This is a genomic window from Streptomyces sp., assembly GCF_036566765.1.
Lineage (GTDB): Bacteria > Actinomycetota > Actinomycetes > Streptomycetales > Streptomycetaceae > Streptomyces.
Map to the genome: position 1 here is coordinate 1 of NZ_DATCVQ010000515.1, position 10,552 is coordinate 10,552.

The 10,552-nt window shown below is 67.0% G+C and carries 11 protein-coding genes and 2 pseudogenes; 8 read left to right on the top strand and 5 right to left on the bottom strand.

Going from position 1 to position 10,552, the window contains the following annotated elements; translation table 11 throughout:
• Window positions 1-274 precede the first annotated feature (274 nt).
• The 3 genes and pseudogenes from VIU94_RS30065 (at window position 275) to VIU94_RS30075 (ending at window position 1,867) form a co-directional block, all read left to right on the top strand.
• Window positions 275-574: a transposase family protein gene (locus VIU94_RS30065; protein WP_331916096.1), complete on the top strand. Its 300-nt coding sequence runs from the start codon at window positions 275-277 to the stop codon at window positions 572-574.
• A 140-nt stretch (window positions 575-714) separates the two neighbouring features.
• Window positions 715-975 (top strand): annotated as a pseudogene (locus VIU94_RS30070) (ISL3 family transposase); the annotation flags it as partial.
• 517 nt (window positions 976-1,492) lie between these two features.
• Window positions 1,493-1,867, top strand: a complete 375-nt coding sequence (locus VIU94_RS30075) for a transposase (protein WP_331916098.1) — start codon at window positions 1,493-1,495, stop codon at window positions 1,865-1,867.
• Between the two features lie 227 nt (window positions 1,868-2,094).
• Here VIU94_RS30075 and VIU94_RS30080 read toward each other — a convergent pair whose 3' ends face one another.
• Window positions 2,095-2,610 (bottom strand): hypothetical protein, encoded by a 516-nt coding sequence (locus VIU94_RS30080; protein ID WP_331916100.1) that lies wholly within the window; start codon window positions 2,608-2,610, stop codon window positions 2,095-2,097.
• Between the two features lie 279 nt (window positions 2,611-2,889).
• Between VIU94_RS30080 and VIU94_RS30085 the strand changes: the two genes are divergently transcribed.
• Complete coding sequence (locus tag VIU94_RS30085; protein ID WP_331916102.1) at window positions 2,890-3,324, top strand: hypothetical protein; 435 nt, start codon at window positions 2,890-2,892, stop codon at window positions 3,322-3,324.
• A 129-nt stretch (window positions 3,325-3,453) separates the two neighbouring features.
• Entirely contained in the window at window positions 3,454-4,485 is a 1,032-nt protein-coding gene (locus tag VIU94_RS30090) for a HEAT repeat domain-containing protein (RefSeq protein ID WP_331916104.1), read from the top strand.
• A 322-nt stretch (window positions 4,486-4,807) separates the two neighbouring features.
• Here the strand turns inward: VIU94_RS30090 and VIU94_RS30095 are convergent, their stop codons facing one another.
• The gene (locus VIU94_RS30095; RefSeq protein WP_331916106.1) at window positions 4,808-5,533 is read right to left on the bottom strand and encodes a DUF4241 domain-containing protein; all 726 of its coding nucleotides are present in this window, start codon (window positions 5,531-5,533) and stop codon (window positions 4,808-4,810) included.
• A gap of 291 nt (window positions 5,534-5,824) precedes the next feature.
• Here VIU94_RS30095 and VIU94_RS30100 point away from each other — a divergent pair, with 291 nt between their 5' ends.
• Window positions 5,825-6,415, top strand: a complete 591-nt coding sequence (locus VIU94_RS30100; RefSeq protein ID WP_331916108.1) for a hypothetical protein — start codon at window positions 5,825-5,827, stop codon at window positions 6,413-6,415.
• Between the two features lie 294 nt (window positions 6,416-6,709).
• On the opposite strand, the gene VIU94_RS30105 is transcribed toward VIU94_RS30100, so the two are convergent.
• On the bottom strand, window positions 6,710-7,213 hold the full coding sequence (locus VIU94_RS30105) for a hypothetical protein (RefSeq protein ID WP_331916110.1): 504 nt from the start codon (window positions 7,211-7,213) through the stop codon (window positions 6,710-6,712).
• Window positions 7,214-7,307: 94 nt separating this feature from the next.
• Here VIU94_RS30105 and VIU94_RS30110 point away from each other — a divergent pair, with 94 nt between their 5' ends.
• Window positions 7,308-8,144 carry a S1 RNA-binding domain-containing protein gene (locus VIU94_RS30110; RefSeq protein ID WP_331916112.1) on the top strand — a complete coding sequence of 279 codons (837 nt, stop codon included), beginning with the start codon at window positions 7,308-7,310 and terminating at the stop codon, window positions 8,142-8,144.
• 23 nt (window positions 8,145-8,167) lie between these two features.
• Here the strand turns inward: VIU94_RS30110 and VIU94_RS30115 are convergent, their stop codons facing one another.
• Window positions 8,168-8,566 carry a DUF5958 family protein gene (locus VIU94_RS30115; protein ID WP_331916114.1) on the bottom strand — a complete coding sequence of 133 codons (399 nt, stop codon included), beginning with the start codon at window positions 8,564-8,566 and terminating at the stop codon, window positions 8,168-8,170.
• Between the two features lie 496 nt (window positions 8,567-9,062).
• On the opposite strand from VIU94_RS30115, the gene VIU94_RS30120 reads away from it, so the two are divergent.
• Complete coding sequence (locus VIU94_RS30120; RefSeq protein WP_331916116.1) at window positions 9,063-9,707, top strand: hypothetical protein; 645 nt, start codon at window positions 9,063-9,065, stop codon at window positions 9,705-9,707.
• 9 nt (window positions 9,708-9,716) lie between these two features.
• On the opposite strand, the pseudogene VIU94_RS30125 reads toward VIU94_RS30120, so the two are convergent.
• Window positions 9,717-10,467, bottom strand: a pseudogene (locus VIU94_RS30125) (transposase family protein).
• Window positions 10,468-10,552 lie beyond the last annotated feature (85 nt).

Sequence of the window (10,552 nt, forward strand, 5' to 3'; positions counted from 1 at the left end):
CCCCGGCTACCCGACACTCCAAGGCCTAGGAACAGCGTTTGTCGACGGGTTGCGGAGGACGTTGGTGATCAACCGGCTCGGGAATGTCGACGAGAGATGGGTTCTGGCACAGATCTTGGGGAGCGGTCGCGGAGCGTGACATCGCCGTTCGATTGTGAGGGCCTGGCTCGTACGAGACGGCGTACGCCTTGTCGCCTGACGGCCGGAAGTGACGCTCCCTCAGGTGTATTGCGTTCGCTGCTGTGGTCGGCGGTGGACCGTGATGGTGCGGGTCATGCAGACCGACGCGCTGTTCTGGGACTCGCTGGTGTTCGAGGGGATCGACGAGCTGGAGGTCGAGGCGGTTATGGCCGCGTTCGGCACGGTCGAGGTGATGGCGAGAGGCCGCGCGGTCGCGGTGGCATGTCCGGACTGCGGCCTCTTCTCGGACCGGGTCCACGATCGTTACCAGCGCAGGCTGAAGGACCTTCCGCTCGCTGATCAGGGCTTTGTGATCCGTCTGACGGTCAGGCGTTTCATCTGCGGGTCGGGGACTGCCCGCGCCGGACGTTCGCCGAGCCGTTCGCCCGGCTGACTGTCCCGCACGCACGGTTCACCATGCGGCTCAACCGCGCTCTGGAACGGGTGGGACTCGCCCTGGCGGGGCGGGCCGGCGCTCGGCTGGCTGCCCAGCTCGGCTTCGGTGCGGGGCGGATGACCTTGTTACGCAGGGTCATGGCACTGCCCGATCCGCAGTTCAGTACTCCACGGGTACTGGGCGTGGACGACTTCGCGATCCGTCGCGGCCAGACCTACTCCACTGTCTTGACCAGCGTCGAAGACCATCAAGTGGTCGACGTGCTCCCGACCCGCGAGGGCGGACCGCTGGCCGCCTGGCTGATCCGCCACCCCAGCGTGGAGATCATCTGCCGGGACCGAGCAGGCGCCTACGCCGAGGGCGCCCGCCGCGGTGTCCCCGATGCCCTGCAGGTCGCTGACCGGTTCCCTCTATGGCAGGGCCTCGGCCGGGCCGTGGAGACCTGCGTCGCCGCCCATCGCGACTGCCTGCGCAACCCGATGCCCAGCGGCACGCTGCCGCAGGACACCCCACCGGCTTCCGATCGGCCGCAGAACGGCGCGGAGCCGGTCGGCCGGCGAGCCGAGCGGAAGAAGGCCGCACACGCCCTGGTCCACAAGATGCTCGCCCAGGGGCACTCACGTCGGGCGATCGCCCGGCACCTGGGCTGGGGCCTCAACACCGTCCTCCGGTACGCGAACGCCGCACGCTGGCAGGACACCATCCGCGACAACCGGCCCCGGCCCAGCAGGCTGGACCCATACAAGCCCTACCTGGAGCGCCGATTCGCCGCGGGATGCACCAGCGTCACCCGCCTCCACAGTGAACTCGTTGCCGACAACGCGCCCGTCACCTACCAGATGGTCCGCGCCCACATCGCCACCCCTCCGCGGGGCTCCGGCCGGCGCGCCGCCCCGGCCTCCGACGGTGCGCGAGGTGACCGGCTGGCTCACCAGACACCCCAACGCACTGAGCGAGGACGACCGCGCGGGCCTGAAGGATGTCCTGGCGCGCTGCCCCGAACTGGACACGGCCGCCGGGCATGTCCGCGATATCGGCGAGATTCTCAGCGACCGTCTGGGTGCCAGGCTCCCTGCCTGGATCGACGCAGTCGATGCCAGCCAGCTACCCGGCCTCACCGGCTTCGCACTCCACCTGCTCCGGGACCTCGACGCCGTGACAGCAGGGCTCACCTTGCACTGGAGCTCCGGCAGCATCGAGGGAGCCGTGAACCGCATCAAGAAGATCAAAAGGCAGCTCTACGGTCGCGCCGGATTCGAACTTCTCCGCAAAATGGTCCTGCTCCAGTAACACTCTGCGATCACTCTCCAAGATCTGCGCCAGAACCCACAACCCATGAACATCGAACGGGACGCTGCACAGGTGCCTCCCAAAAACGCCTACCGCCTCGCCACCACCCGAGCCCGCGCGGAGCAGCAAGCGGCGGCTGGCTGGCCATGGCAGCATCACGGCACAGAGCAGTGGAGCTCAGATAGATAGCTGCCGATCCCCCGGCCAACTGCGCATCCAGACTCACACTACGGAGCAGCGAGCTCCCCGAAGGCGTGCGGCACCGGCCCATCCGGCTGCCGTTGGCAGCACGTCCAGGGGGTTGCCGTCGAGGCTGAAATGCACTCTCGGCCTCCGGGGTATCCCAGGTCGATCCGCGCGGCCTGATCGAAAGCAAAGTCGACCTCCACAAGCCCCACGACAGCAGCCAGGGTCGCAGGCAGCTCGGACACCAAAATCGGCTGTGTTGGCACGCCGTATCGCGAGTAGCGATCGTCATATTCGCAGTCCCAGGTGAAAAGATATGGTGCCCGTGCCAGCTCAACGACGCAGTGCGTAGGACAGTCATCCTCCCCGCACTCCGCAGCGAACCACTCCGGGTGCCGCGTCATGGCGCAGGCGGTCGCCTCATCCAGGGCCTGCACATGGGCGTTCGCCGCCGTGGGCACCGGGCCGAACGCTGAGTCGAACAACCCGACTTGGCCGGACGGATCGACCGCCCACCAGTGGAACTCAAGTCCCCAACGAGGATGCGTGAAGGTCATGGGGTCAGCATATGGAGGCACAGCTCCTACCTGTGCTGCACCGGGCCCGACCTGCTGTACCCCGCTGTCCATCTTGGTACCGCAAGCTTCGGGTGAACCATTCTCAAACGACGAGCGACCGGCCGACTCGAGTGCTGCTATTTCTCAGTTCTCGCGAAAACCGCCTAATCTTCTCCAGTTACGCTCCGCGACCGCTCCCCAAGATCTGTGCCAGAACCGAGTTTTGATGTCGATAGCGTGTGCGATCGCGGGTTGCGGGGTCTGTTTCATAATCCAGCTGTGGACATATCTGATGAGGGACAGCCGCTCGATCCCGTCTGGCTTGAGATCAACAACAATGTGTGTGGTGGCCTGGCAGGAGCCCCGAGTGCATCGTTGGTGGCCGAGCGCTTCATAGGGGCTGACTGGAGTTCCCAATCAGGCTCGTCGTGGGGGTCGTATGAGGTCGAGACCAGCTGGTGCCGCATCGAGGTCGATCCGACTGACGGGGACACGCTCCTGAACGGAGTTGTCGATCCTCAACGGTTCGAGGAGCTGGCTGTGCTGCTGACCCGGTTCGGTCTGCGGTTCAGTCTTGAGCTCTATGACGATGACGGGGAACTGCTGAGGGAGATCGAAGCTGGGACCCCGTCAGCGCCCGTCGTGGACCGGATCAACGCCAAGTGGGGTGGGCGGCTCGCCGGCCCTGCCGGCGCCTACCGCCGCACAGGGTGAGTCGTGGAGTGATCACGACCGTGTCGCAGGTGTGCACGATGATTGGCCCCGGCGTGAGCGGCTGGACCGCCTGCCGCGGGGCTGTTCGTCGTGATCACGTTTTCGAGCGTTCGATGGTAGGGGTGTGATGTGAGGGACTGGCGGAGCGATCCGACGTTCGCGATGTGCCGGGCCGTGGTGGACGGGGCAGATCTGGCCTCGTTCTCGGGCGGCCCGTACGACGTGCGGGCGGTGGTGGCTGGCATCCTGCCCGAGCCCCGACGCGACCTGGGCCTCGACGCCGTCCCATGGGGCAACTTCCCCCACGGGCCCGACGCCCGGGAGGCCGTTGAGCACCTGCTTGCCGGCGACGAACCCGACATGGGCGCGACGGGTGTGCTGTGGGGCCTGTGCGCCAACGACAGCCGGGCCGCCGCCGCCCTGGCCGTACCCTTCCTGATCCCCCTCGCCACGGCCCCCGGCCACCCCCACCGCGCCGCCGCCCTCGGCGTCATCTCCGGCCCGGCCCGCGCCCGGCACTTCGGCGTCGCCTGCCGCGAGGAACTCCTCCTCCACCGCACCGATCCCGTGCGCCACGCTCCCGACGGCGACGACGACTACGGCTATGAGGTGACCGGATACCCGGCCGGCTGGTCGGTGGCCGCCGCCCGGGCGGCGATCACCGCCGACACGCCCGCGCTCCTGCCGCTCCTCGGAAACCCGGACTCCGCCGTCCGCGTCGACACCGCCTACGCCCTGGCGACCGCCGCCGACCCCGACCGCGTCGTCCGCACCGCCCTGGCCGCCGGTTTCGCGGCGGAGCGTGACGCCATGGTCCGCGCCGCCTTTCTGCTGGCCACCGCCGAGATCACCCGCGCCCACGCGCACCCGCCGACCGCGGCGTGGCTGTACGAGCGATGGCACGACCCGGCGGAGGCCCCCGAAGTCCGCCTGGCCGCGGCGATCGGATGGCTCTGCCTCACCGATGACCCCGCCCCCGAGGAACTCCGCCGGACCGTCGACACCCTCGCCGACGACGAACGCGCACACGCCATGGAGGCCCTGCGATGGATGAGCACCGCCTCCGGAACCAATGAACCGGGCCTCCTGCGCTGCAAGCGCCTCATGCTCCATCCCGAACAGCCCGACCCGGAAACGATCTTCTGGGACTCCCTGTTCTGAGCAAGCCGCGGTTGTGCATCGGAGTTGTCCAGTGGGGCCAACTTTGGTGCACGGTCACATCTGGGGGTGCTCGTGTGGTGCGAGGCATCGGCAGGAGCGTCGTCGCAGCTCAGCGGCGTCGTTACCCAGCACCCCCAGGTGCGACAGATGTGGTGCGCGGGATCGGGTGACCGTCGAGCGTGCAGGACTCAACCGCCCACGCCGCCCCGACACCGACCGCCTGACCGACCGGTGGCTTCGCTCGTTCGGGATGATCTGGCAGCGTCCTCCGGCACCTCCCCGGCCGGGGAGGTGCCGGATAGGCTCCAATCGCCCGGCGACGTCAGGCTTTCGCACCGGGCAGGCCGCTGGTGACGACGATCGCCGCCACGTTGCCGGTCTCCGTGCGGCCCAGCCAGACGACGCCGCCCGACTCGGCCCCAAAAGTGACCAGATCGGCCTGCATTGACGCATCGCGTACCCGCTCGCAACCGTCAGCCAGCTGCTCGGTATCGCGAGGGGCAGGGACGCCGTCTATGAACGTGCGAAACGGCGCGGACAAGGCCGTCCAGGCACCTGCGTCGGCAAAGCAGCCGACATTGGCGTCGGAGAAGAACCGGGGCACTTCGCCCGGCTGAAGCCGGTCGATATCGTCCTCGACGCTCAGTCCCATCTCCCATCCGACGACATGGTCGTCGCTGATGCAGAAGCGCGTCGCGGCGCACTCAATGCCGTCAACGTGCTCGCCCATGAACTCGTACGGGCCCGCCGTCCACGCGATCTCCACCCGGTAGACACCTGGGGGAATCCTCAGGGCCAGCTCGCGCGGGGGCCTCGTCGGCAGCCCCCTCTCGTAGTGCCAGACCTCGTCGTCGTCCCAGGGCGCATCGACGACGAGCCGGCCACTGGGCACGCGGATCGTCGTCAGCTCCTCGATGCCCGTCACGACTACCGGCGTCGTCGGATCGTCGTACACCGTGCCCAGCTGAGCGCCCGCCGTGAAAGCCGCCTCTAGGTACCAGGCGGCCTCAGGCCCGGCTGCCAGCCGAGAGTCCCCGACCCACTCCATCACTCGCTCCCTCCTCGCCACTCGACCGGACGGTCGACCGGAATCTACGCGCGCCCGCTGACAGCCTTCCGACCGCCCCACGCATGCCCCACGCCAAGCTCAGTCGAGGATGCCGATGGCTATGACGACTGCCGGGGGAGTCATTCGTCGAGAAAATTGGGATATCGCAAGCTCGTACGAACCGATGGTCGCTGTGCTTCGGCCGTGACGTGGCCCAGCGGCGGCCATTGGAGGTTGACAGCGCGGCTTCCTCGGAGTGGGAAGGACTCACCTCCTCTGGCCGCAGTACCTATGATCGGCGTCGTCGACGGGGGGCTCGTCGTGCCTGAGTCGCGTATCCAACCGTGCTGGCGTGCACCGTTAGCCAAGTGGATCCAGCCTGCACCTGAACGCGCTCTGTATGCCGTTGTCCCGACGGCATACGGCGAGTACACCCTCTTGCGGGAGCCTGGCGAACGACCGAGCCCTACTGCGAAAGCCGAGGCGTGGGAGCGCTGGCAGCTCGTCCTTGGTGAGGACGTCGTCCTGGAAATCGACGACGCCGCGCCGCCCTGGCACGGCTTGCGGAGCAGGATGCGCCTCGGAGTCCATGGCAGGCTGGATGGCGTGCCGTTCACGGCGCGCGCTGCGAGCAGGTCGTTTGTGCCGCGCCGCCGAGGCATTCACTTTTATGTGAGCGATGGCCGGGCCCTGTCGTTCACCGCACATCGTTTCCACCGGCACTTCATTCGGAATATCTGCGGTGAAGAGCGTCTCATCCTGCGTTCCGATGGCTCCCGTTGGGAGACGGACCAACTGGACCGGGGCGAGTTGGCGCTCCTGTGTTTCGTCCTGGTTTCAGGCGCCGACGCGCTCCTCACGTCGCCCCTATGGAATCTCTAGGTGCGCCCCCGTTGGACCCCGGATGGTGGATGATTCAAGGCCCGAGTGAGCTCTCGGTTGGCCGCTCGCGCGGCATCCAGCTCCTCGGTCCGGGTCTCGAGTTTGTTCCCGGAGTCCACTCCGGGCTACCTCGGCAACGGCTTCCAGGTCTCCGCCCCGCGGACGGCGCCGCAAGGCTTATCTTCCGCCTCGACCCCGACCGTACGGAGGGCACCGCACCGGCCCTCTACCGCTACGACGAGAAGGCCCGCCACCTCGTCAAGCAGTCGGGCCAGCAGCGCAGCGGCAGCACGATCACGGCCACCGCCACGGCCGACGGCTCCGCCAAGTACGTCGTCCTCGACAGCCACGCCTTCGACAAGGCAGGTCCAACCGCACCGTTCCGTCGCCGAGATCCACCGCCCACAGGCGCGCGACGCTCGCCGGCGGCCAGCCGTCCTCGTCTATGTTCATTCGGAAGTGGACCTTCACGTGGTCGTCACTGATGTTCGTCACCTCGCACCAGCAGGCCATGCTGATGGCTGACCAGACATTGAGAAGGCCCTCCTTGGTCCACTCCACGTCGAGTGAGAGCTCAAGCCAGTCAGCGCCGTCGTTGTAGAGGGAGACCAGAGACAACGGGAGCTCCGGTGTGCCGGCCTTGGCCCGTCCCGGGAACGTGACGTGCTGCGGGAACCACTCCCAGACCTGGGGCTTCCCCGATACCTGGACGTCATCGATCTCATCTGCCGAACGACGAAGGCGGCCGAGATCGGCGACACCGGCGTCTGGGAAGAGAGCTTCCAGGGGGGACGACATCGAAGCTCCCGCTTGGCGTGTTCATGGGCCTGAGCATGAGGATCAGCGGCTTCAGGGGCAAGGGCGAAGAGCACCCTGACCTAGAGTCATGGCCGTGACCGAACCCCTGTCGAGCGAGACCCTGAAGGAATTCCTGAGCACCATACGAGTCGGCGAAGTCCGTGTCGGCCGCGTCATGAGCGTCGAGGACCGGGAGGTGCTCGTCGAACTGGACGGGTTCTCCGGTCCCGGGAAAGCAGTGGGGCGTATCCCGCGTGGCGATCTGACCCGCAAGGCGATCGAGCATCCATCCGAGGCTGTGAGCATCGGGCAGCGCCTCACCTTCGAAGTAATAGCCGTCGACTGGCAGCAGGAGCGCGTCTGGGCCTCCGCTTCAGCGTGTGAGGACCCGGCTCTGCGAGCGTTTCTTCTTGGCCTTCGGCGCGGCGCAACACACCAAGGTCAGGTGCGGAGCGTCCACAACTTCGGTGTGTTCGTGAACCTCGTCGGCGAACCGGCCGGTCTGTGCACCGGGTTCATCAGAGGCCCCGAACTGAGCTGGCTGCGGATCGACCATCCCGCAGACGCTGTCACCGCCGGCCAGCGGGTCGTGGGAGAGATCATCGACGTAGACACCCGGCGTGGACAAGTCCAGCTGTCACTGAAGGCCCTCCAGGAGGACCCGCTCGTTCCCTTCGCGAAGAAGGCAGGCCTTGTCACGACCGGCACGGTCACCAAGCTGATCCCGTTCGGAGCCTTCGTCCGCATCGCCGACGGAGTTGAGGGGCTCGTGCACAACACCGAGTTCCGTGACGAGCCCGTCGAAGACCCCGGCCAGATCGTGAGCGAGGGCGACGAGATCACCGTACGGATCCTCGAAGTCGACCTCACACGCCACCGCCTGACCCTGTCCGCCAGAAACCTGCCACCAGAACGGAAGCGCTCCTTCTGAGGAACGAAACCGGCTGCGAGCAGTCAGTCGGCGGCAGACAGATGGTGCCACCAGTGGCCACAGCCGCTGGAGCAGAAGCGCTCGCGGCGCCGCCCGTCGGCGACCGTGAGCACCGCGATCAGCAGCCTGAATGCCTTGCGGCGTTCGTCGAGAGGCGTGAGACCGGCGATCTTTCCCAGTTGCTCGTCGATCCGGCCCCGGGAGATCAGCACCGCGGGCGTATGCGTAGGGCGCAGCCCAGCACGGCGGATGCCCTCCGAGGCATCCTCGGCGACAGCGCGCGCCTGGACACAGTGATGACGTAGGAAGAGTAGAACCTCGGACTGTTCTTCCGAGCCGAGGTCGTCGAACCAGTCGATGCCTTCAGACATGGGGCGCAGGCCCTGCGCGAGTTCGTTGAGCAGGACGTCCCGTTCGTTCACGACTGCCCCCGGGAGATCAGGCGGCACTCGGCCGCGGTGCTGGCGCGGATCCACATCCGCCCTCGTCAGGGGCGGATGTGCCCACAGCTCACTCACCACGCCACTCTGCCGTGCACAGCCGCTCGAACACCAACCTATTACGAGCGTCATCGGCACAGTTCTGGGAAACGATCTTCAGCCAGACGGGAAGCGATCTTCATTCGTCTCTGGAGTGCCTTGGTCAGCGGCACTCGTGAACACCCCGCTCTGGGGCCGAACTGTGCCACGAGCGCCTCCTATCGGGTGCCTGCTGCAGCGCCGCTACCGGCGGCCGGCCCAAGGCCATCCCCGCCAGGCCCGAGCCAACTCCGCAGCCTCGACAGAAGCTAGGGTTGGGCCCCCGGAAGGATCTTCGTTGCTTCCGCCGCGTAGCATTCGGACCGATGTGCGAAATGCGCATCAAGGGGGAGTCGAGTCGGGCTGTTCTCCCCTGGGTCTCTGCCGGAGGAAGAACAACATGCATCGCAGCTCCAAGGCTGCCTACGGGATCTTGGCCGTCGCTCTGGGAGTCGCACTCACCGCCTGCGGCGACGACAGCGGTACCGCCAGCTCCACCGACCGTGCGGCAACGACCAAGAGCGAGCAACCAAACGCCAGCCCGAGCGCGAGTGCGAGTGCGACGTGGGGCCCCGCGCTGGCTCTCGGGCAGCCGGGACCCATGCTGTACGAGTCCTCGGCCGGTGGAAAGTTCGAGATCACCGTGCAGAAGATCGTCAAGGGCGGCCCGGAGCAGATGCCGAAGCTGCACCCCGAACTCTTCGACAAACCTGCCGACACCCCGTACTTCGTATTCGCGAAGTACACCTTGAAGGAAGGCGAGCCGAGCCAGCCGAACCCCAAACTGACCGATGTCTTCGCCATCCTCAACGAGAACGGCGAAGAGGTAGCGGAGCAGCCGGCCATCAGGCCCGTTCCTGACGAGAACGGCTGCCCCAACGAGGAGATCTACCTGAGTTGGGACATCGGTGAGACCCGCACCCTCTGCACCGCTTTCGTCGGAAATGCCTCCAAGCCGCCCACCCGACTGGTCTGGAACGGCGTGGATGCCCGCACCCCCGATGAGTTCAAGAAGCTCACCAGCTGGCAGTGGAGCACCCAGTGACTGAGCCCTTCAGTGTTGACGCTCCAGGGTGAGGACGGCTGCGGCGATGACGGTCATGCGGTTGGGACTGCAGCGGGCTTTGCGGAAGACGCGCCAGGACTTCAGTCGCGCGATGCTTCGTTCGACCGGTGCTCGTGCCGCGGACAGGGCCCGGTTGATCGTCCGCTGGGTCGTGGTGAGGTCCTGATGGGGAAGCCGTCTGATCGGTGTGGTCACCCAGGGGCTGGCCCCGATGTAGGCGCGGTCGGCGAGGACGGGGACGCCTTGGCGTTCACAGATCCGGATGATGCGGTGGGTGCGGGCCGCGGTCAGGTCGTGGGTGCGGCCGGGCAGCGCGGGCGAGATCCACAGCAGCTTGCCCGCGGGATCGGCCACGACCTGCACGTTCACGCCGTGGCGGCGGTGCTTCTGGGAGAAGTCGGCCCGGCTGTCGCCGACGCGGTCGCACTCGGCGAGGGTCCCGTCGAGCAGGACGTGGTCAGGATCGGCCTCTCGCAGGACACGCAGGATTCCGGGTGCCTGGCCGGGACAGGTGATCGACGACGGCCGTGACGTAGGCGTGAGCGGTGCCGACGGATATGCCGAAGCGGGCGGCGATCTGCGTGAGCGTGTCGTGCCGGCGGAGGTAGACAAGGCCCATGAGAGCGCGCTGGTGAGGCGGGAGCTTGCAGCGGCGGTCACCCTCACGGGTGACGATGAGAATGGATACCCACTCGACCAGGACGTGAGGCAGGTCGAGTGCGGCAGGATTGGGAACCAACGAGGTTCCTGCGCTGATGAGTTGAGACGTCGAACACCTCTCTCAACGGCACGGGAGCCTCGTGCGTTGCGGAACGCCAGCCCGT